Genomic DNA, 22,864 nt, shown 5'->3' on the forward strand with positions numbered 1-22,864 from the left:
GTTTTCTTTGGATAATTTTATGTTGACATCCCAATTAACAACAAAAGCCGCTCTCCAACGAAAGCGGCTCTGTATTTTTATTATGTGCATTGTAAATAGTTATCAGCCATTAACCAACAGCTATCAGCTTTGTTCTACCATGCAAACATAGGCTTATCAGCCATCAATGCATTTACTTTTTTGCGTGTTTCAGCAATAGCTTCTTCGTTATCGATGTTCGAAATTACTTCGTCAATCAAATTAACGATAGTACGCATGTCGTCTTCCTTCAATCCACGTGATGTGATAGCAGACGTACCCACACGGAAACCTGAAGTGGCAAATGGTGAACGTGTATCGAAAGGCACCATGTTTTTGTTAATGGTGATATCAGCCTTCACTAAAGTGTTCTCCACTTTCTTACCAGAGATATCAGGGAATTTAGTGCGAAGGTCGATCAGCATTAAGTGGTTATCTGTTCCACCAGAGATGATTTTGTATCCCAACTTAACAAACTCAGCAGCCATAGCTTGTGCGTTAGAGCGAACCTGGTCTACATAAACAGCGAAATCATCAGAAAGCGCCTCGCCAAAAGCAACTGCTTTAGCCGCAATCACGTGCTCTAAAGGACCACCTTGCTGGCCTGGGAATACGGCGAAATCCAGTACGGCACTCATCATCTTGGTTTCACCTTTTGGTGTTTTGTAACCAAATGGGTTTTCGTAATCTTTACCCATCAGAATCATACCACCGCGTGGTCCACGTAGTGTTTTGTGAGTAGTAGTAGTTACAATGTGACAGTGCTCAACAGGATTGTTCAAACGACCTTTGGCAATTAAACCAGCCGGGTGAGCCATATCGCAAAGTAGTAATGCACCAATCTCATCAGCCAAGCGACGCATGCGGGCATAATCCCATTCGCGTGAGTAAGCCGAAGCACCTGCAATAATCATTTTAGGTTTGTGCTCACGAGCAATAGCTTCCATCTCATCGTAATCTACCAATCCGGTATCTTCTTTAACATGATAGCAAACAGGGTTGTATGTTACACCTGAGAAGTTAACCGGTGAGCCGTGTGTTAAGTGTCCACCGTGTGCCAAATCCAAGCCCATGAAAGTATCACCTGGCTTAAGTACGGCAAAAAATACAGCGGCGTTTGCCTGAGCTCCAGAGTGAGGCTGTACGTTGGCATACTCAGCACCAAATAACTCACAAGCACGGTCAATAGCCAATTGCTCAGTCTGGTCTACCACCTGGCAACCACCGTAGTAGCGTTTGCCCGGATAGCCTTCAGCATATTTATTAGTTAAACAAGAACCTTGAGCTTCCATTACTTGCTCACTTACAAAGTTCTCTGAAGCGATTAGCTCAATACCTTCTTTTTGGCGAGCGTATTCCTTCTCAATTAGGTCGAAAATTACAGTATCGCGTTTCATCTTATTGATATGATTTTAAGATGTGAGTATCAAAACACAAGATTTTTAGTCAATTTTGCGTAGTTAATACTGACTGATTATGATTATTTATTAAACTATTTCTCTCTTTTTGCTCCTGCCGTTGCAGGTTGTAACTGATCACGCCAGGTATTATTACCTTGCTGTCAATGGGTTGTTTTTATCAAAGGAACACAAATTTACGCGAACCAGCCGATAAAAAAAACATTGCAGTTTATAACTTTTTATGAGAGGCAAAAATGATAAACAGCAACATTGATATCATTCATCTTTTTACCCTGCAAAGCTCATAAAAAGTACATGGGGGAGAAATACTTTGCTGAGAAGGCTGCACTAGTTACCAGGCACAATGCACCAGGTATTTGAATTAATCATCCGAATAGTGAATAAGTACACGACGATAAACGGAGAATATCTTTGATTTTGAGACAAAGCCGAGGTATTTACCGTCTTTAACTACCGGCAGGTTCCAGGCGCTGGTATCTTCAAACTTACGCATCACCCGGTCCATGTTTTCATCAATTTCTATCATGGCAGGCGGTATTGACATGAGTTCTTCAACGGTTGTTTCGTTGTAAAGCTCATTGTTAAACATTATCTCACGAATATCATCCAGTAGCACAATGCCGCATAATTCATCTTTATGATTAATCACCGGAAAAATATTTCGTTTTGAGGTGGATATGACCTTTACCAGTTCACCTAATGTCATCTCCGGATAGATGCATTTGAAGTCTGTCTCCAGCACTTTCTCCAGGCGCATTAGTGTTAGCACTGCTTTATCCTTATGGTGGGTAATCAGTTCGCCCTTTTGTGCCAGGCGCTTGGTGTATAATGAGTGAGGCTCAAAATACATAATGGTCAGGTAGGCAATAGTAGAGGTAATCATCAATGGAATAAACAGGCCATAGCCATTGGTTATTTCGGCTATCAGAAAGATGGCTGTCAGTGGCGCGTGCATTACACCAGCCATCATACCAGCCATGCCAACCAGTGTAAAGTGCGACGAGGGCAGCTCTGCCAGTCCCAGTGTTTCCATAAGCTTAGCAAACAGGTAGCCGGTTACTCCGCCCATAAATAGTGTGGGGGCAAAGATACCACCTATACCTCCACTGCCGGTTGTGGCAGCTGTGGCAAATACCTTAAAAATGATAAGTAATACCAGAAAACCGATGAGGGCCCAAATGTTGTTATGCCAGGCATAAAATATACTTTCGCCCATCACAGCCTCGCTGTTGCCATTAAGTAAGGCAATAATGGTGTTATAACCTTCGCCATATAGCGGAGGAAACAGGAAAATCAGTAAGCTCAGTGCCAATCCACCCACTATCCATTTCGAAAACGGGTTTTTCATCTTGCCAAACTGCTTTTCGGTATTCATGATGCCGCGGGTAAAATACAAGGATATAAACCCGGCCAGTATGCCAAGCAGGACATAGTAAGGGATGTTATTCAGCAGAAAAGGTGCTTCAAGGGTAAATGCAAATTCGGCGCCTTTGCCCAAAAAGAAATAGGCGATGGTTGATGCTGTAATGGCCGATATAAGTAAGGGAACAATAGACGCCATGGTTAAGTCGAGCATTAATACCTCCAGTGTAAAAACCAACCCGGCAATGGGCGCCTTAAAGATGCCGGCGATGGCACCTGCAGCTCCACATCCCATAAGCAGGATGATGGTTTTGTAGTTCATTCTGAACAAGCGTCCCAGCGTTGAACCAATGGATGCACCCGTGAGCACAATCGGGGCCTCTGCTCCAACCGAACCACCAAAACCAATGGTAAAGGTACTGGTGATGATGGACGAGTAGTTATTGTGACTCTTTATATGTCCGCCTTTCTTGGAGATGGCATAAAGGATTTTGCTGACACCATGTCCCAGACTATCTTTAACAAAGAATTTAATAATCAGGATGGTGATTAAGATACCAATCATCGGATATGCCAGAAATAAGTAGTTTCCTTTCTCCAGGCTAAAGTTCTCTGTTAAAAAGTGGTGAGTAAAATGTACGGCATTTTTAAGCGTCACAGCAGCTAGTCCGCTAAATATTCCGACTAACAAACTAAGTAATAAAATAAAGTGTTTTTGACTAATATGCTTAACTCGCCAAATAAGAACTTTCCCGATTATCTGATTGATTTTGTTCATAGTGGGCACAAAAGTAATACAAATAAAACGACAATGTTTTAGGCAGTTTTATTTTTAACGAATCTTAAGAGTACTGATAGTCTTACTATAATTGAAAGGAGTGTGGGTATTGGGCACAAAAAAAGGGAGTTTTCAACTCCCTCCTCAACTATATCCTGTCATAATTAGATTACATCTTGGGTTCAATCTCAGCCCAGTTTTCTTTTCGTGCAATACGGCTCACCTGCATTTCGCTCACGCAAAATAGCTTGGCTATCAGGTTTTGCTTAACACCTTTTTCGAGCATGCCTTTAATAACGGCCACATCATCAGTCGAAAGTTTAGAACTGGTCACTACCTTGCCGGCTTTTTTACGAGCTTCCTGAAGCACCTTGTGCATGCGCTTGTAGCTTTCAGCTTTAGTCACCCACTTGAGGTTGGTGTGGTAGTTGTTTTGCTTATTCCAGTCAAGGTGTATCACCACATCCTGGTCTTCTGCTGTTTTATCAACAAAATACTCTGCTGTTAACTTATGTACTAAGTACGACTTTTTTTGTCCTTCTACACGCAGACTAACATTGTAAAAGCCCTTAATATTACCAAGTTTAACGATGCGCCCGTTTACCTTATCATAACAATAGCTTTTTATACGGCCATAGTTACTTATTTCATATTTTTTGTCGGTAAACGTAAGCTCTTTCCACTGCTCGTCTTCAATTTTCCGAAGCTTGCGTTCGTTCATGTTTGGTTTCATTACACTTTAGGTTAAAGGTTGAAATATACTAGATTAATGCTGTAAGATCTTATAAATCTATACTTTTAGTGTCGAGAAAAATGTCGAGAATTCGACTAACTGTTTTAAAGTAACAGCAAAAGTATGAAAAAGGATCTGTCAATTCAATATATCCCTGAATTTAAGTGCTGTTAAAAAAAGTTAAGTGCTTATTAGTTGGAAGACAGGGAGCTGTTGGCTTGCTCAAATAATTGGCATTTTAATATCTTTGCAGCCTAAAGTGCTATTACTATGTCGTTAGGTATTGATGATAAAGAATTAGAGAAATTTATTTTGGTGGGCGATCGTATTTTGCTTAAGCCTAAAGTGCCCCAGAGTAAAACCAAATCGGGGCTTTACCTGCCACCTAGTGTTCAGGAAAAAGAAAAGGTGCATAGCGGTTACATAGTAAAGGTTGGCCCGGGCTATCCAATACCTGCCATGGCTGATGAAGATGAAGCCTGGAAAAAGAAGGATGAATCCGTTAAGTATGTGCCTTTGCAGCCCAAAGAAGGTGACCTGGCTATTTACCTGCAAAGCGGAGGCTACGAAATAGAGTATAAAAACGAAAAATATATCATTGTATCTCAATCGTCGGTATTGATGGTGATTAGGGATGAAGGATTGTTTGAATAGGAGAAATCAATGAGTATAATGGGAGAACGAATTACCACCAATAAAACCAACTACTGGAAATCAAGTGAAGGCCCTGTCTGGGCGCTTGCACCCATGGAAGATGTGACGGATACCGTATTTCGTGAGGTTGTCTTACGTTTATCGAGTCCGGGCAACCTGCATTTACTGTTTAGCGAGTTTTTATCTACCGATGGATTTTGTCACCCGGTGGGCAAAGAAAAGGTTGTGCACCGCTTTCATGTTAACGATAGTGAACTAGAGCTGATTAAGCGTGATAATGTAAAGCTGGTTGCACAAATTTGGGGAACGGATCCTGAGAAATTTTATAAAACAGCCAAATATATTGCCGAAGAAACGGCGTTTGACGGGATTGATATCAACATGGGCTGTCCCATGAAAAATATTATCAAAAAGGGTGCTTGTTCGGCATTGATTAACACACCTGAGCTGGCGCGTGAGATTATTACAGCGGTGCATGAGGCCAGTGATTTGCCGTTGAGCGTTAAAACGCGTGTAGGCTTTAAATCAGTAGTCACTGAGTCGTGGATCTCAAACCTACTGCAATCCGAAGCCGATGCAATTATCGTACACGGACGTATTCAGAAAATGATGTCGGAAGGTGAAGCTGACTGGAATGAAATTGCCAGGTCGGTGGAGTTGCGTAACCAAATTAATCCTGACATAAAACTGTTGGGTAACGGCGATGTAATGTCTATTGAGGAATCACTTGATAAAGTGATGGAGTATGGTGTTGATGGTGTAATGGTTGGTCGTGGTATATTTCATAATCCATGGTTTTACAATCCTGCCTATTCACCTGCAATGGAAGAGCGCATTGAGGCGCTGCGTTTGCATGCCTCTTTATACGCTAGTACCTGGCAAGGCGTGAAGCCCTGGTCAATTCTTAAACGCTTCTTTAAAATTTATACCAATAGTTTCCCGGGAGCAGTGCAATTGCGTGCGCAGTTAATGGAAACTCATGGCTTTGATGAGGTAGAGCAGATACTCAATGATTTCCTGTTAGAGCAGGAGGCCAGGAAGCAAGCTAAAGAGTCAGAGGCTGAAGACGCACAATAGCTTAAGTAAACTGTTTGAGCTGATTGCGGTAAGCGGTAAATGCATTGGCCCGCGATATAAAACCAAGGTATTTACCCTTATCGATAACAGCAATGTTAAAACGGCTTGATTTGCGAAACATTTCCACCAGGTCTTCCATGCTATCATCCGGACTAATATAGTACTCCGGCATATACATGAGGTCTCTTACCAGGGTTGATTCGTACAGCTCTGGCTTAAATATGATTTTACGGATATCGTCCATTTTAATCATTCCATGTAGTTGTCCTTCATCATCCACCACCGGAAACAGGTTGCGATGAGCCTCAGAAATCACCTTAACCAAATCGCCCAGATTGGCATCTGGCTTGATTCTGGCGAAATCATTTTCAATGAGGTTTTTCACTTCCATCATGGTCAATACAGCGTGATCTTTGTCGTGAGTGATGAGTTCGCGGCGCTGTGCCAGCTGATGCGTATAAACTGAGTGCTTAACAAAGGTTTTGGTAGTGGCAAACGAAGCTGTGGCCGTAATCATCAATGGCAAAAACATTTCGTAGCCACCCGATAAATCGGCAATCAGAAAGATGCCGGTAAGAGGTGCCTGTAATACGCCTGCAATGAGTCCTGCCATGCCAATGAGCGCAAAGTTTGGGGTGTGTAGCTGATGAAATCCAAGTTTGTTAACAATGCTGGCAAAAAGCAAACCTGTATTGGCGCCCATAAAAAGTGTTGGTGCAAAAATACCCCCCACACCACCACTGCCAAAAGTGAGTGAGGCGGCTACCACTTTCAGCAGAATAATAATGCTTAGTAGGGAGGCCATAGCGGCAAAGTTATCGGTCAGAAATGCAAAGACAGAACCGTCAAATACATGGCTGAAATCGCCGGCCAAAGCTTGGTTAATGTATTCATAACCTTCACCATACAGCGATGGGAAGAAGAATAAAAGTGTACCCAGTAATAAACTGCCCACCAACAGGCGTATCCTGCTTTTATTAAACCGTTCGAACCACTGCTCAATAAGAATGTATACACGTGTAAAATAGGTGGCAACAAATCCGGCAATAATGCCAAGCAATATATAATAAACAAGGTCTTTCAGTTCGTATGTATGGGTAACATCAAAGGGATAAACCACTTCTTGTCCCATAAATAGATAAGATGTTACAACTGCCGAGATAGAGGCCATCAGAATTGGCACCAAAGAAGCCAGTGTCAGGTCAAGCATAATCACTTCCAATGCAAAAACAATGGCGGCAATGGGGGCTTTAAAAATGGCTGCCATAGCTCCGGCACAGGCACAACCCAACAGTAATTTAATTTGCCTGTAGTTTAAACGAAACAGTTGGCCAACATTACTCCCGATAGCTGCACCGGTTGACACAGTTGGGCCCTCTAATCCCACGCTTCCGCCAAATCCGACAGTTAATGCACTGGTTATGATAGATGAGAACATATTGTGCCGGTTCATCTGTCCCTGATTTTTTGAAATAGCATAGAGCACATTAGGAATACCATGGCGTACCGGACGTTTGATGACATACTTGATAAATAAAACCGATAAAAAGATGCCAATAGAAGGAGTGATGAGGTAAAGGTAGCCTTTGCTACTTTGTGTATAATGGTGAACCAGTTCGCTGATAAAGTGAACCGAATTTTTGATGATCACCGCAGCTAAACCGGCTCCTATGCCAACTAAGATGCTTAAAATCATCATAAACTGACGATTGCTTACATGTCTTAAACGCCATACCAGGAACTGGCGAAAGAGAGATTTACGATTCATTTTCAAAGATTGTAGGAGCAAGGTAGCAAAAAATGTACATTTCATGAATATTGCTTAATTGTAGAAAGGAAAAACATTTTCTGCTATGTCGTGTTTAAGGATTAACTTTGTTTATTCAACAGATACAATTCTGATTAATATGAAAAATAGGTTCAGATTATTAATAATATTCGTCTCTTTAATAATAAGCCATACTTTAACAGCACAAACCGGAACAATCAAAGGTTTAGTGAAAGATAAGTATAATAATCAGCCGATTCCATTTGTAAATATTGTAGTGTATGGAACAACTACCGGAACGATGACTGATTCCATTGGCCAGTTTGAGCTACAGAATGTGCCAGCTGGTTTTGTGCAGTTGCAACTCTCATCAATTGGCTATAAGCCTTTTGTTACCGAAGAGTTTAACATCTCGCAGGTGCGAAATAATTATTTCGAGATAGCACTGGAAAGTACAGCTGAGGCATTGGATGAAGTACAGGTAACGGCATCGCCCTATGCTGTAAAACCAGAAGCGCCGGTTTCGTTGCGGCGAATTGGCATCGACCAGATTGAAAAGAGTGCTGGTGCCAATCGCGATATTTCGAAAGTATTGCAGTCGTTCCCCGGCGTTGGAAGTGCCAGTACCTTTCGGAATGACTTGTTTGTGCGAGGTGGCGGTCCTTCTGAAAACCGTTTTTTTTTAGATGGCATCGAAATCCCAACTTTAAACCACTTTACCACCCAAGGCGCATCTGGTGGTCCGGTTGGTATTTTGAATGTGGATTTTATTCGCGAGGTGGATTTTTATTCGAGTGCTTTTCCGGTTTCCAAGGGTAATGCATTAAGTTCGGTGTTTGAATTTAAACAGATTGATGTGCAGGATGATAAGCCACACTTTAAAGGTACTGTGGGAGCATCTGAATTATCATTGACAACCACTACGCCTATCAGCGAGAAAACAGGATTGATTGCATCGGTACGTCGTTCATATCTGCAATTTTTGTTTGATGCACTGGAGCTGCCGTTCCTGCCTACTTTTACTGATTTTCAGTTTAAAACGCAAACACGTATTGATGCCAAAAATGAAATCACCTTTTTGGGCGTAGGAGCCATTGACAGGTTTAAGCTTAACCTCGATGCTGAGCCCACAGAGGAGAATAATTATATATTGGACTATCTGCCGGTTAACAATCAGTGGAGCTATACTGTTGGCGCCGCTTACAAGCATTTTTTCGAGCGTAGCTACCTGTCTGTTTTTATGAGTCGCAACCATCTTAATAATGTGGCATATAAGTACAAGGATAATATTCAAACGCCTGAAAATCTGTTGACCGATTACTCGTCCGACGAAATTGAGAACAAGTTGAGGGTGGAATATACAGCCCGCCCCAATGATTTTACAATAAATATTGGCGCTGGTACCGAGTATGTGCAATATCAGAATGAGACTTACAGCAAAGTGTTTGAAGATGGTGTTCCTAAGGAAATTAATTATTCATCGGAACTTAATTTTGTAAAATGGTCGGTTTTTGGCTCCGTTTCCCATCCATTTTTTAACGATCGTTTAACTCTATCGGCCGGATTGCGTATGGATGCTAATAGCTACTCATCTGATATGAATAAGCTGTTTAGTCAGTTAAGCCCAAGGGTTTCGGCCTCATATATGCTTTTGCCCGATATTTACCTTAATATGAATGTTGGACGTTATTACCAAAACCCGGCTTATACCACTTTGGGTTACCGTAATAACGCTGGCGAACTTGTCAATAAATCAAACGGAATAAAATACTTGCAGGCCGATCATGTTGTGGGAGGGCTGGAATATCGTCCCAACAAAAGAACCCGGATAACACTGGAGGGTTTCTTTAAGCAGTACGATGATTACCCTTTTTCGGTTAAAGATTCCATTTCTATGGCTAGTAAAGGTGGTGATTTTGGCATTTTTGGCGATGAGGAAGTGACATCTACCTCCAAAGGGAAATCGTATGGTGCCGAATTGCTTATCAGAACTCGTACAGATAAGGGATTTAGCATGATAGGGGCTTATACCTTTGTACGAAGCGAGTTTACTGATTGGAAGGATGACTATGTACCATCATCATGGGATAGCCGCCATATTCTAACATTTACCGGAAATAAAGATGTGGGTAAAAACTGGAACATTGGTGTTAAATGGCGATTTGTGGGAGGTTTACCATACACACCTTACGATTACGATAAGTCATCGCTGGTATTGGCCTGGGATGCGCAAAACCGACAGTACCTTGACTATGCACAGTTTAACACCCAGCGATTAGATAATTTTCATCAGCTGGATGTGCGGATTGATAAGACCTGGTACTTGAAAAATATGACACTTGGCTTTTACATCGATATCCAAAATTTATATAATCAACAGGCCAATCAGCCTCCCGAGTTGATTCAAGAACTGGATGATAGTGGTAGGCCAATTATCGAGAATCCCGGCGCACCAATTGAAGAGCAGCGGTACCGTCTGAAAGAGATTATTACCACATCGGGCACTGTGCTGCCAACCATTGGATTAATGATAGAGTTCTGATATTACTTGGGTTTGCTCATGAATAGAATTAGTATCTATAAAAATAGTTTGTACGTGATTAGTAAGATTATCAGAAAAAGATTAGTTAGGGCAATTAGTTTAGCTGTATTGTTAGCGAGCTTATTAATGTTGATTAGTGGCATCGAACTACTTGTTAAACCGTTTCCGGGCATAACATTCTTACCAATTGGTAATGTAATAGCCTGGTGTGGGGTTATTTCATTCTCGGTTCTGTTGTTGTCGTTTATTGCTTTAAACTATTTTGCAAAAGCAGCTATCATCAACTCATTGTTATGGGGATTTATTAGTTATTGCCTCGCCGGAAACTGGCGCTTTGAGTTCTCAGGTTTCGGTGATTCGTTTGTTGGTAGTGCAAAGGCTTTTAGTTGGTTTGTGGCATACAGCGCCTTTACACTGGTTTTTCCTGTAATCGTATATCTACTTTCATTTATTGTTAAGCGTTTCAGTTAAATCTGTATTTTAGGTCTTATCTTCGCACAAAAGATTCGTCATGAATATTGTTGTAATCGGTTCAGGAAATGTGGCAAGCCATTTGGCAAGAGCTTTATACATGGCTAAGCATCGAATATTACAGGTTTGTAGTCGTACAATTGACAATGCCCAAATTTTGGCTAATGAAGTCAATGCCGATTCAATTGATGAAGTGCAACAAATTAATGTACAGGCGGATTTATATATTCTATCAATTAAGGATGATGCTTTGGCGGAAGTTGTTGAACAACTGCCTGATGTTGATGGAATGGTTGTGCATACGGCCGGCAGTGTATCGGTCAATATCTTATCGCGATTTAAAAATTACGGGGTGTTTTACCCGTTTCAAACCTTTGTAAAAAGTGCAGAGCTTCAGTTTGATGCAATTCCTATTTTAGTGGAAGCTAACACTATAGCTAATGCTTCTTTGCTGATGGGATTGGGCAATGAATTGAGTAAAAGAGTTCTGCAGGCCAGTTCAGATCAACGGGGCGCCTTGCATATTTCAGCTGTTTTTGCCTGTAACTTTGTAAATCATATGTATCGTTTGGGCGAAGATGTACTAAAAGAGAGTGGGCTTCCGTTTGAATTGTTGCATCCCTTGATTCAGGAAACGGCGAATAAGGTATTGCGCATGTCACCATCGGTAGCACAAACGGGGCCGGCAGCACGCAATGATCAGCAAATAATTCAAAAGCATCTTAATCAGTTGGAAGGCCAAAAGGAAACTCAACAGATATATCGGATGCTGACCGATAGTATTCTAAAATACAATAAATAGATTACCTTGTTAAAGTTGACTGGCCAATACATCGGCAACATGTATGGTTTTAATGTTCAGTTTTTGGGCATTAATGTAGCTTTGGATATTTAACAGACACGATGCTTCAGTCGATACAATGTATTCGGCACCGGTTGAAAGGGCATGCTCAACCTTTTGCTCCGTCATGGCTGTTGAAATAGGTGCATATTTTACCATAAAAGTGCCACCAAATCCGCAACATTCGGTGCGATGAGGCATTTCAACAAGCTCCAAATCGGCCACATTCTTCAATAGCTGGCGAGGTTCATCTTTTAATCCGTACTCTCTCAGAGCCGAGCAGGCATCATGATAAGTTATTTTATGAGGAAATGCAGCATTAAAATGAAGCACCTTAAGCTGATTGACCAGGAAATCTGTTAATTCAAAGGTGTTGTTTTGCAGGCGTTGGGCATGTTCTTCATCTACCAGGCTTGAATAGTGATTGCGGATATAGGCCGCACATGAAGCTGAAGGCGTAACGATTGGGCGATTATTAGGAAAGTCCTTAATGAATTTTTGAGCCAGTTTGGTTGAATGTTTCACATCGCCACTGTTGAAAAGTGGTTGACCGCAACAGGTCTGTTTTGGATTGTAATGTATTTCACAGCCCGCTTTTTCCAATAGTTTAATCGTATTCCAGGCGGTCTCCGGAAACATCTGGTCAATAAAGCAGGGAACAAATAGATCGATCAGCATGGAGGATTGAGTTTATATAAGGAGCAAAGTTAAGGTTCCCCAATTAAAGGATGTTAATAATTAGCAATTATTTGTAAAGCTCATCGGTTTGGCATGTTAAATGTTTATCACTGAGTCGTTAAACTTTCTCATAGCTTTAGTGTAACTGAATGGCTGTAGTTTACGTTGAAGGCTTTGGGTGGATAAAAACTCATGCGGATGAAAAGGTATATTGAGCACCTTATTGAGGATTTGGAGAAGGTACAAGTTGAGTCAGCAGAACGTCTCAACAGTTTTTTTACAGTGCCGGTGTCAAGTGATTATGATTGCATGCACGACGAAGAGTTGGAAGGCGTTAAATTGTCGGACCTTATTGGTCTTGAGCAATTCTTTTTCCCCAATATTGATTATTTATCGGATGTTGAGGTGGCAGAAGTGGTAATGTCATTAATAAAGGTGTATGAGGCATACGGTTTAAATCCCATATTCGAAAGCTGTGTTAATGATCGCATTAAATACGGTCATTTGCGTTATGCCTTGGAGCACCAGGTATATCCGGTGCGTAATCAGGTGGTTGATTTGGAAATGTGCGACTATCTGCCCAAATATTGTCCTCTGTACGATTTATGTTCGCATCACAATGCCCATAATGTTTGCTGTGAACTAAAGCGGAGAGCATAATTCACTATGTCAGCAAATAAAAACTTTCTCCAGGCTTTTGACGAAATAAAATAGTAATTCCAAAAGCTGAATCTATTTAGCAGGTACAAACTTTAGCGAAATTGAATTAACGCAATGGCGGGTGTTTTTGGGTGTAAAGCCTTCACCCAAGAATACATGGCCAAGGTGGCCATTACAACGGGCGCATACAATTTCGGTTCGTCGGCCATCGACATCGGGCACGCGTTTAACAGCGCCTTCAATTTCATCATCAAAGCTAGGCCAGCCACAATGCGAATCAAATTTGTCATTCGAATTATATAAAGGGGCATTGCATTGCTTACAAATGTATTGTCCCTTTCCTTTATGGTCTGTATATTCTCCCGTATAGGGATATTCTGTTCCTTTATGCAGTATAACCCTTTTTTCCTCTTCATTAAGCGGATTAAGAACCAGTTTTGTTGAATCTTGTGCCATCATATCTTGACTTATCAGAACTATCAGAATTAAAATCAACCATTTCATCGGCCTATCGTTTTTTATAGCTACTCAGTGTTGCTATTTCTTCATTGACTTATTGGTAGGTATTACCTTATATTGGTCGCTTTAGTTTGAGAATCCTTACAACGATTCTGTTACTTAAACTCATTTTAAATAGAGCAAATCTGCTGTCATTTTGTTCATTGTTCAAGGCTATTTATGAATTTGTTCGAAAAGTAAATGAGCTTATTTGTAACGTAGTGATAATGTGAAAAATAAGAAGGTGTTTTAAATGATTTGTTAAAAAGTATTACATTACCTAAATGTTAAACAATATCTTGTAAGGTATTTAAATACAGTATGATGTGTTGCTCTTTGTTAATTGAACTCTTTTTATATATTTGTCAACCGTTAATAATTCTTTACCAAAAATTGAAGCAATGGGATTAAAAATTGTAGTTCTTGCGAAGCAAGTACCTGATACCCGAAATGTAGGCAAAGATGCCATGAAAGCTGATGGGACAGTGAATCGTGCGGCCTTGCCGGCTATCTTCAATCCAGAGGATTTAAATGCCCTTGAGCAAGCCTTACGATTAAAAGATAACTATCCGGGTACTGAAGTAACTATCTTGACGATGGGGCCAGGACGTGCAGCGGATGTCATTCGCGAAGGTCTATACAGAGGAGCTGATAATGGTTACTTGCTAACCGACAGAGCTTTTGCAGGTTCCGATACTCTAGCAACTTCTTACGCCATATCATGTGCCATTAAAAAGATGGAGAAATGTGATTTGATTATTGCAGGTCGTCAGGCGATTGATGGTGATACTGCACAGGTAGGACCTCAGGTTGCCGAAAAATTAGGACTGCCACAGGTAACTTATGCAGAGGAAGTTCTTTCAGCAGATAAAAAGAAAATTGTTATCAAGCGCCGTTTAGAGCGTGGTGTTGAAACGGTTGAAATGCCTCTGCCTGGTGTGATAACAGTAAATGCCAGTGCACCTGACTGTCGCCCGCGCAACACCAAGCTGCTGATGAAGTTTAAGCACGCTAAGACCATTACAGAGCGTCAAAGTGAATCAGAAGATTACATCGATTTAACCGCTGATCGTCCTTATCTTAACATTGAAGAGTGGAGTGTTAATGATATTGAAACGGATATTAACTGGTTAGGTTTATCAGGCTCACCAACCAAGGTGAAGAAAATCGAGAATGTGGTATTCCAGGCCAAAGAAGCCAAGCGAATGACACCAGCCGATGAAGAGATTGATGAGTTAATGAAGGAATTAATTGCTAATCACACAATAGGTTAAGTTAGTGATTAGTCAGTAGATAGTAGACAGTAGCCAGAAGCTACTGACCGCTGACTGATAACTAGTTACTAATTCACTTAAAATTAAGAAAATGAACAGCGTATTTGTTATTTGCGAAATAGATGAGGGAAAAGTAGCCGACGTGTCGTTAGAATTAATGACTAAAGGGCGTTCTCTTGCTAACCAGTTAAATTGTAAATTGGAGGCTTTGGTATTAGGCCACAAGCTGAAAGGAATTGAAAAAGAATTATATCCATACGGAGCTGATGTGGTTCACATTGGCGATGATGAGCGTTTGGATCCGTATACAACATTACCTTTTACAAGCATTATTGTTAACCTTTTTGAAAAGGAGAAACCACAGATTGCTCTATTAGGTGCTTCTACTTTTGGTCGCGACCTGGGGCCTCGTGTATCTTCAGCTTTGGTTAGCGGTTTAACTGCTGACTGTACGTCACTGGAAATTGGTCCGCATGAAGATAAAAAGGCCGGTAAAACCTATGAGAATCTGTTGTATCAGATTCGTCCTGCTTTTGGTGGTAATATTGTAGCAACCATTATCAACCCTGATTGTCGCCCACAGATGGCTACAGTCCGCGAAGGGGTGATGAAGAAGGAAATTGTGGATGCCAACTATAAGGGAAAAGTTAACACTATAGATGTTGATAAAATCTTAAAACCTGAAGATTTAGTGGTGAAAGTAATTGAGCGCCACATGGAAAAATCGAAGGTGAACATCAAAAACTCTTCTATCATTGTGGCTGGTGGTTATGGCGTTGGTTCGAAAGAGAACTTTGCACAATTGCAGGAACTGGCTGAAGTATTAGGTGGTGAGGTTGGTGCTTCACGTGCCGCTGTTGATGCCGGATTTGCTGAGCACGACCGCCAGATTGGTCAGACGGGAATAACTGTTCGTCCAAAGCTGTATATCGCCTGTGGTATCTCGGGGCAGATTCAGCACACCGCTGGAATGGAAGAGTCGTCTATGATCATTGCCATTAACAATGATCCGAATGCACCAATCAATAAAATTGCTGACTATGCCATTACTGGGGATGTGGGCGAGGTGGTGCCTAAATTAATTAAGTTCTATAAGCAGAACACCAAGTAGCAAAAAGCTAATGGCTGACAGCCAATCGCTATCAGCTAACTAAAATTATTGTTGGATCAGAATTCCGATGTGTCGGAACTCAAAATAAAAAACAAAATGGCAAATTTTTTCACAGACAACCCGGATTTGAAATTCCACCTGGAACATCCGTTGATGAAGAAGATTGTGGCTTTGAAAGAGCGCAATTTTGCTGACAAAGATAAATTTGATTATGCGCCCATGGACTTTGAAGATGCCATGGACAGCTATGATAAAGTACTGGAGATTGTAGGGGAGATTTGTGGTGATATTGTGGCGCCTAATGCCGAAAGTGTGGATCAGGAAGGTCCAAAGATTGTCAATAACGAAGTGGTTTACGCCAGAGGAACTCAAGAAAACCTTGATGCTTTGGTTAAGGCCGGATTGATGGGTATCACCTTGCCACGTAAGTACGAAGGATTGAACTTCCCAATCGTGCCTTACATTATGGCAGCTGATATTGTATCACGTGCCGATGCTGGTTTTGTGAATATCTGGGGCTTGCAGGATTGTGCCGAAACCATCAATGAATTTGCTGATGAAGACCAGAAAGAGCGTTTCCTAACGCGTGTTTCAAGAGGCGAAACGATGGCCATGGACTTAACAGAGCCAGATGCCGGTTCTGACTTGCAGGCAGTTGAGCTGAAGGCTGAAATGAAAGATGGACAATGGGTGTTAAATGGTGTGAAGCGTTTTATCACCAATGGTGATGGCCATATTGCCTTAGTACTGGCTCGCTCAGAGGAAGGTACGCACGATGGTCGTGGTCTGTCGATGTTCATTTACGATCGTAATCACAAATCGGTTATTGTTCGTCGCTTAGAAAATAAGATGGGTATCAAAGGATCACCTACTTGTGAATTGGTGTTCAAAGATGCACCTGCTGAGTTGGTTGGTTCTCGTAAAATGGGACTGATCAAATACGTGATGGCGTTGATGAACGGTGCTCGTTTGGGTATCGGTGCCCAGTCGGTTGGTGTGTGTGAGGCCGCTTACCGCGAAGCGTTGGAGTATGCCAAGGAGCGTGAGCAGTTTGGCAAGCCAATTATTCAGTTCCCGGCTGTATACGAAATGCTGGCCACCATGAAAGCCAAGCTGGATGCTGGTCGTACCATGTTGTACGAAACATCGCGCTACGTAGATATCTACAAGACATATATGCATATTTCAGAAGAGCGTAAGTTGGAGCCGGAAGAGCGCAAAGAAATGAAGCGTTACCAAAAACTGGCGGACTTCTTTACACCACTTCTGAAAGGTATGACTTCAGAGTACAGTAACCAGCTGGCTTACGATGCGGTTCAGATTCACGGAGGTTCGGGTTTTATGAAAGACTATCCGGTGGAACGTATCTATCGCGATGCCCGTATCACATCTATCTACGAAGGAACTACTCAGTTGCAGGTAGTGGCAGCTATCCGCGGTGTTACAACCGGTGGCTATCTGGACAGAATTCGTGAATTCGAGATGATGGAATTAAAGCCTGAATTGCATGCATTGCGTCGCACATTAATTGGTATGACTGATGAATATGAGCGCACCGTAAAGGCGGTTGTTGCAGTGAAGGATAATGAGTATGTGGATTACCATGCACGTCGTATGGTGGAAATGGCTGGTAACATCATTTTTGGTTACCTGTTGCTGCACGATACCCAGCGTAACGATAAATTCCGTACTTCTGCAGAAATATTTATTTCACGTGGTAAGGCAGATAACCATTCTAAAGCTGGTTTCATCTTCAACTCGTCAATTGATGACCTTGGATTCTATAAGCCTGATTTAGCGGAAGCTTAATAGCAATTAGATATAAATCAAAAAAACGGCTGTTCCTCAGGAGCAGCCGTTTTTGTTAATGTGTAATTGTAATTACCGGGCTTCGTTGCCAGTTTTGTATGTTTCTAAAAGAACGTTCAGTTCTTTTACAATCTCCGGATATTCATTGTATAAGTTATGCTGTTCGCTACTATCAGTGTGCATATTATAAAGCTGCTGGTCAGGGCTGTCGGTGCATTTCCCCTCAGGCAAACTCCAGCCTCCCGAACCTTTAGCATCAATCAGTTTCCAATCCCCTTTGCGGATGGCGAAGGTGCCATTCACCGAATGGTGAACCATCACTTTATCATCATTTTGAGCCGATTCTTTACCGGTCAATGCTGCCAGAAACGAATAACTATCGCAGGCCGACTCAGGAGTTGATTGTCCGGTTAATTCTGCACATGTCGCCATTAAGTCTGTTGAACTTACCTGGGTATTGCTCCTAACTCCTGCTTTGATGGCTTCTGGCCAGCGGGCAATCATCGGTACTCTATGTCCGCCTTCCCAAACATCAGATTTCATGCCGCTAAATGGACCATTAGCTCTGTGGTTGAATTGTTCAACGTCAGAAGGTAACCAATGCGAACCATTATCGGAAGTAAAGATGATTAGCGTATTGTCGGCAATACCTGCATTGTCAAGTGATTGCATTATCTGGCCAACGACATCATCGGTCATGGCAACAAAGTCGCCATAAACTCCGGCTTGTGATTTACCGGCAAATTCCTCAGATGGAAACCAGGGTGTATGAGGTGAAGTTAAAGGGAAATACAGGAAGAATGGTTGTTCTTCATTTCTGTTAGCAATAAAGTCAAGTGCTTTTTGGGTGAGTGTTTGTAATACCGTAGTATGATCGAAGTCCTCAGCCACGTCGCCCCGTCGATACCAAATGCCTCTTGCACTTTCATCCTTATAAAAAGGAACTTGTCTGTTAACAGCTGCCGTTGCCTGGTCATTCTCCAAATAAACATAGGGTGCAATGTCAAGTGAAGCAGGAATAATAAACGAATAATCGAATCCTAAATCGCAAGGTCCACCAGACACCCGAGCTGCATAGTTCACATTTTCCGTATGAAAAATATCCCACAGGTTACCACCATGAAAGAGTGGTTGCATTGTATCTTTTTTGGCCCAGTTAAGACCTAAATGCCATTTACCAACACAGGCTGTTTGGTAGTTGGCCGCTTTTAAAAGACTCGCAACAGTTGAAGTGTTGGGCTCAATCAATGCAGGTTCATGACCAACCAAAACGCCACTTTTAAGACGGCTGCGAAATGCATATTGTCCCGTTAAGGTGCCATAGCGTGTGGGGGTGCAAACAGCTGAGTTGCTATGTGCATCTGTAAATGCTATTCCTTCATTTACCAGTTGATCAAGGTTGGGCGTAGGGATTTGAGAGTTAGCGTTTAAGGCTTTTATATCGCCATAGCCCATGTCGTCTGCTAAAATATAGATGATGTTGGGTGCTTTAGGTTGTGTGGTGCATCCAACCATAAGTGGAGCAAGTAGCAAGAAAAGTTTTAGTAAATTTAGGTGCATCTCTCAGAATTTTTTCGTTTTACAAAGCTATGAAAGGCGCCTCTTTTTGGGGAGTGTTTATGTTTGAATCTGAGCTACATTGTTAATTTAGATAGTTTATCAATAATATAGCGGATTATGTAAGTGTCACATATAATGCTGGTTAGTGAGTAAGTCTATTAAAACAGTATGTTTTTATGGTTGATTTTTCTTCATGCCAGTCAAAACTTCTATTTTTGTGGCTCAAAGAACACTACGTTACTATGACTAAAGAATTCAAAGCAACGCCTTATAAACTGGAGTCGGTTAAATCAGGCAAACAGTTTGAGGACGAAGGCTGGACACTGGATGCACCAAATGAGCATGAGTGTAGTTTGGTAAGAGCTATCTATAATAAAAAACAAATTGAAGTTAAGGATAATTCATACGGTGTATTCCGTTTCGCCGACTGGCTACCCGTGCATAAAATGCTGGAGGGATCATCGGCGCCTGTTACTTATAAGAGCGAAGGTTTAGCTAAGCACCTTGGGTTATCTGATTTATATATCACATTTAGTGGTTACTGGCCCGAGAAGGGGGCCAACTTCCGTACTTGTTCTTTCAAAGAAACTGAAGCATATTCAGTAGGGGGAAGATTGAACAACGAGGATGGAACCGTATTGGTTGTCGCTTCGGCCGGTAATACAGCCAGAGCCTTTGCACGCGTTTGCTCAGATAATAATATTCCTTTGTTACTTTGTGTGCCAGAAGATAATATTGATGCTTTGTGGTTCGATGAGCCTATCAAAGATAATGTTAAGCTGGTGGTGACAAAGTCTGGTAGTGATTATTTTGACGCTATCCATTTGTCGAACCTGGCTTGCGAGCTGGATGGTTTTATTGCCGAAGGAGGTGCTAAAAATGTGGCCCGTCGCGATGGTATGGGAACCACTACTTTGTCTGCAGTTACCACCATTGGTCGTATTCCACAGTATTATTTTCAGGCAGTGGGTAGTGGCACAGGAGCTATTGCAGCCTGGGAAGCCAACAAACGATTGATTGAAGATGGGCGTTTTGGTAAGCGTTTCATGAAGCTGATGGTGTCACAAAATGTACCTTTTCTGCCGATTCATGATGCATGGAAAGCGGATTCGCGCAAGATGTTACCGCTGGATGATGATATAGCCCGCCGACAGGTGGAAGAAATTGATGCGAAGGTATTATCAAACCGAAAACCTCCGTACGCTATTTTTGGTGGCTTATATGATGCCATGAAAGAGGCTGGTGGTGATGTATTAACAGCTACCAATGAAGCAGCTCTGGAAGCAGCCCGTATATTTGAAGAAACTGAAGGTAATGATATTCATCCTGCAGCAGCTGTAGCAACAGCTACGCTCATTCAGGCTGTTAAAGACGGTGTAGTTGATAAAGACGATTGCATCATGCTTAATATTACCGGAGGAGGTGAGAAGCGTTTCAAGAGTGACAAAGAGATTGTGTATTTAAAGCCAGTGCATGTTTTTGACATTACTCCATCGAAAGAAGATGTGGTGAAGGTGTTGAGTCAATTGTTTAAAAAATAGAATAATGAGTGTAGAAAAGGCGCTATTGGCGCGAAGTGGCGGTAAATGTGAATTGTGTGGAAGCGAAGAAGGATTGACTGTTTATCAGGTGCCTCCTGTAGAGGAAGTGGTTGAAAAATGCATCATAACCTGTTCAACTTGTCGAACGCAAATAGAGCAGCCTGATGCGATGGATGCTAATCACTGGCGATGCCTGAATGATAGTATGTGGAGCACAGAACCGGCTGTACAGGTAATGGCCTGGCGATTGCTAAATAGACTGAAAGCCGAAGGCTGGCCCCAGGATTTACTGGATATGCTATATCTAGATGACGATACCTTAGATTGGGCCAAAGCTGATGGAGATGGGTTGAGTGATGATGAGGTGGTGAAGTACATTGACAGCAATGGTGCAGAATTGCAGGCCGGTGATACTGTGGTGTTGATTAAAGATTTAAATGTGAAAGGAAGTAGTTTTGTTGCCAAACGCGGTACAGCTGTTCGTAATATTATTCTTTCGCATGGTGATCCTGAGCACATTGAAGGAAAGGTAAATGGGCAGCATATTTATATTCTCACTAAGTACGTAAAGAAAAACTAATAAACGCATTTGATAATTATACAGGGGGTGACTACTTTAGAACAAAATAGTCACCCCCTGAATGTTAATAGACCGACAGTATGCTTTTGAATATTGCTTTAATCGTCACCTTAGCTTTGGTTTTATACTACCTGTTTTCACTCGTTAAATTGCCAGGGATTCTCGGTTTAATAGTTGCCGGAATTATTGTTGGGCCGAGTGTTTTAGATGTGGTTGATCCGGAAGTGAGCACCATATTAAAGGAGCTCAAAACGGCAGCATTAATCGTCATACTTATACGTGCGGGTCTGGGGATTAACCGCAAAACCTTGCATAAAGTAGGACGTCCGGCAATTAATATGAGCTTTATTCCTGGGGTAATTGAAGGAAGCATGGTAATGGTTGCTGCACATTTCTTATTCGACTTCACATGGATTGAAGGGGGCATTTTAGGCTTTATAATAGCTGCTGTTTCTCCTGCTGTGGTAGTGCCAACCATGCTTGATCTGAAAGAAAAAGGTTTTGGAAATAAGAAAGAAGTGCCAACTTTGGTGTTGGCAGGTGCCTCGGTGGATGATGTATTTGCTATCACTATCTTTAGCGTTTTTATTGGCTTGGCCGCTGGTACAAGCATCGATATTGGGCACTTAATCTGGAGTGTGCCGGCAGGGATTGTGCTGGGGGCTTTGCTGGGCTTGGTGTTAGGATGGGGCTTAGTCTGGTTCTTCAAGAAATTTCATATCAGGGACACAAAAAAGGTCATCATCTTTATGATTGTTGCTGTGGTGTTTTATGAATTATCTGAGATGGAGGCTGTAAAATTAGTCATCCCACTGGCAGGCCTTCTGGGAATCATGGCGATTGGTTTTATCATCCTTGAGCAATACGGTAAGTTGGCAAAACGCCTGGCTTCTAAGTTCAACAAAGTATGGGTGTTATCCGAAATATTACTATTTGTATACATTGGGACGGAAGTACAGATAAAGCAGCTGGATGTCTCTATAGTTGGCGTAGGGTTATTAATCCTTGTATTGGGCTTGATGGCTCGTAGTTTTGGCGTTTGGCTATCGTTACTGGGCTCTGATTTAAATAGCAAGGAAAAACTTTTCTGTGTGATTGCCTACTGGCCAAAAGCCACTGTGCAGGCTGCCATTGGGGCCGTACCTCTGAGTCTAATTGAAGCCGGGAAGCTGGGGAGTGTGTCTGTGGAAACGGGTCAGGTGATTCTGGCCATTGCTGTATTGAGTATTATCACAACCGCCCCTGTTGGAGCTATTGGTATAAAATTGTTTGGACCGAAGTTGTTGGGGAAAGATAATGAGTAAGCATTGCCTCGAATCAAATGAGTGATTTTTAGTGTATGAAATGTTTATGATAAAATAATAGTTAGTACTATGTATCTTTTATAGTACTAACTATGTATATCGATTAGTTATAACTATATGCAAATGATAGTAGTAACTATAAATCATCAATAGTTGCTATATGCGTTATCAATCGTTCATTTTA

The 22,864-nt window shown here is 41.7% G+C and carries 19 protein-coding genes; 12 read left to right on the plus strand and 7 right to left on the minus strand.

The features are described 5' to 3' along the window. Positions 1–134: 134 nt before the first annotated feature. The 3 genes from glyA to KDU71_RS12120 form a co-directional block, all read right to left on the minus strand. Positions 135–1,415: a serine hydroxymethyltransferase gene (gene glyA, locus KDU71_RS12110; protein WP_212191292.1), complete on the minus strand. Its 1,281-nt coding sequence runs from the start codon at positions 1,413–1,415 to the stop codon at positions 135–137. A gap of 385 nt (positions 1,416–1,800) precedes the next feature. Then, on the minus strand, positions 1,801–3,492 hold the full coding sequence (locus KDU71_RS12115; protein WP_244828450.1) for a chloride channel protein: 1,692 nt from the start codon (positions 3,490–3,492) through the stop codon (positions 1,801–1,803). Positions 3,493–3,748: 256 nt separating this feature from the next. Further along, positions 3,749–4,312 carry an NUMOD4 domain-containing protein gene (locus KDU71_RS12120; protein ID WP_212191296.1) on the minus strand — a complete coding sequence of 188 codons (564 nt, stop codon included), beginning with the start codon at positions 4,310–4,312 and terminating at the stop codon, positions 3,749–3,751. Between the two features lie 270 nt (positions 4,313–4,582). Between KDU71_RS12120 and KDU71_RS12125 the strand changes: the two genes are divergently transcribed. Then, entirely contained in the window at positions 4,583–4,966 is a 384-nt protein-coding gene (locus KDU71_RS12125) for a co-chaperone GroES (RefSeq protein WP_212191298.1), read from the plus strand. 18 nt (positions 4,967–4,984) lie between these two features. Continuing rightward, positions 4,985–6,043, plus strand: a complete 1,059-nt coding sequence (locus tag KDU71_RS12130) for a tRNA dihydrouridine synthase (protein ID WP_212191300.1) — start codon at positions 4,985–4,987, stop codon at positions 6,041–6,043. 1 nt (position 6,044) lies between these two features. On the opposite strand, the gene KDU71_RS12135 is transcribed toward KDU71_RS12130, so the two are convergent. Then, on the minus strand, positions 6,045–7,811 hold the full coding sequence (locus KDU71_RS12135; protein WP_244828452.1) for a chloride channel protein: 1,767 nt from the start codon (positions 7,809–7,811) through the stop codon (positions 6,045–6,047). 139 nt (positions 7,812–7,950) lie between these two features. Here KDU71_RS12135 and KDU71_RS12140 point away from each other — a divergent pair, with 139 nt between their 5' ends. The 3 genes from KDU71_RS12140 to KDU71_RS12150 are packed head-to-tail and all read left to right on the plus strand — an operon-like array spanning position 7,951 to position 11,626. Beyond that, positions 7,951–10,353 (plus strand): TonB-dependent receptor, encoded by a 2,403-nt coding sequence (locus KDU71_RS12140; RefSeq protein ID WP_212191304.1) that lies wholly within the window; start codon positions 7,951–7,953, stop codon positions 10,351–10,353. An 18-nt stretch (positions 10,354–10,371) separates the two neighbouring features. Then, complete coding sequence (locus KDU71_RS12145) at positions 10,372–10,824, plus strand: hypothetical protein (protein WP_212191306.1); 453 nt, start codon at positions 10,372–10,374, stop codon at positions 10,822–10,824. Positions 10,825–10,864: 40 nt separating this feature from the next. Beyond that, entirely contained in the window at positions 10,865–11,626 is a 762-nt protein-coding gene (locus KDU71_RS12150; protein WP_212191308.1) for a Rossmann-like and DUF2520 domain-containing protein, read from the plus strand. 9 nt (positions 11,627–11,635) lie between these two features. Here KDU71_RS12150 and KDU71_RS12155 read toward each other — a convergent pair whose 3' ends face one another. Next, positions 11,636–12,343 (minus strand): (Fe-S)-binding protein, encoded by a 708-nt coding sequence (locus KDU71_RS12155; protein WP_212191310.1) that lies wholly within the window; start codon positions 12,341–12,343, stop codon positions 11,636–11,638. A 198-nt stretch (positions 12,344–12,541) separates the two neighbouring features. Between KDU71_RS12155 and KDU71_RS12160 the strand changes: the two genes are divergently transcribed. Then, positions 12,542–13,003: a hypothetical protein gene (locus KDU71_RS12160; protein WP_212191312.1), complete on the plus strand. Its 462-nt coding sequence runs from the start codon at positions 12,542–12,544 to the stop codon at positions 13,001–13,003. Positions 13,004–13,075: 72 nt separating this feature from the next. Here KDU71_RS12160 and KDU71_RS12165 read toward each other — a convergent pair whose 3' ends face one another. Further along, complete coding sequence (locus KDU71_RS12165; RefSeq protein ID WP_244828454.1) at positions 13,076–13,507, minus strand: methionine-R-sulfoxide reductase; 432 nt, start codon at positions 13,505–13,507, stop codon at positions 13,076–13,078. Between the two features lie 395 nt (positions 13,508–13,902). On the opposite strand from KDU71_RS12165, the gene KDU71_RS12170 reads away from it, so the two are divergent. From KDU71_RS12170 to KDU71_RS12180, 3 genes are all read left to right on the plus strand, one after another. After that, positions 13,903–14,775 (plus strand): electron transfer flavoprotein subunit beta/FixA family protein, encoded by an 873-nt coding sequence (locus KDU71_RS12170; RefSeq protein ID WP_212191314.1) that lies wholly within the window; start codon positions 13,903–13,905, stop codon positions 14,773–14,775. A gap of 91 nt (positions 14,776–14,866) precedes the next feature. Continuing rightward, positions 14,867–15,886: an electron transfer flavoprotein subunit alpha/FixB family protein gene (locus KDU71_RS12175; protein WP_212191316.1), complete on the plus strand. Its 1,020-nt coding sequence runs from the start codon at positions 14,867–14,869 to the stop codon at positions 15,884–15,886. Positions 15,887–15,982: 96 nt separating this feature from the next. Then, the gene (locus KDU71_RS12180) at positions 15,983–17,695 is read left to right on the plus strand and encodes an acyl-CoA dehydrogenase family protein (RefSeq protein WP_212191317.1); all 1,713 of its coding nucleotides are present in this window, start codon (positions 15,983–15,985) and stop codon (positions 17,693–17,695) included. Positions 17,696–17,767: 72 nt separating this feature from the next. Here KDU71_RS12180 and KDU71_RS12185 read toward each other — a convergent pair whose 3' ends face one another. After that, positions 17,768–19,255 carry a sulfatase family protein gene (locus KDU71_RS12185; protein WP_212191318.1) on the minus strand — a complete coding sequence of 496 codons (1,488 nt, stop codon included), beginning with the start codon at positions 19,253–19,255 and terminating at the stop codon, positions 17,768–17,770. A 242-nt stretch (positions 19,256–19,497) separates the two neighbouring features. Here KDU71_RS12185 and KDU71_RS12190 point away from each other — a divergent pair, with 242 nt between their 5' ends. From KDU71_RS12190 to KDU71_RS12200, 3 genes are all read left to right on the plus strand, one after another. After that, entirely contained in the window at positions 19,498–20,796 is a 1,299-nt protein-coding gene (locus tag KDU71_RS12190) for a cysteate synthase (protein WP_212191319.1), read from the plus strand. 4 nt (positions 20,797–20,800) lie between these two features. Then, positions 20,801–21,376 carry a PhnA domain-containing protein gene (locus KDU71_RS12195; protein ID WP_212191320.1) on the plus strand — a complete coding sequence of 192 codons (576 nt, stop codon included), beginning with the start codon at positions 20,801–20,803 and terminating at the stop codon, positions 21,374–21,376. Between the two features lie 80 nt (positions 21,377–21,456). Further along, positions 21,457–22,680, plus strand: a complete 1,224-nt coding sequence (locus tag KDU71_RS12200; RefSeq protein ID WP_212191325.1) for a cation:proton antiporter — start codon at positions 21,457–21,459, stop codon at positions 22,678–22,680. Positions 22,681–22,864: the final 184 nt, after the last annotated feature.

The sequence above is a fragment of the Carboxylicivirga sediminis genome (genome assembly GCF_018156225.1).
Taxonomy (GTDB): Bacteria; Bacteroidota; Bacteroidia; order Bacteroidales; family Marinilabiliaceae; genus Carboxylicivirga; species Carboxylicivirga sediminis.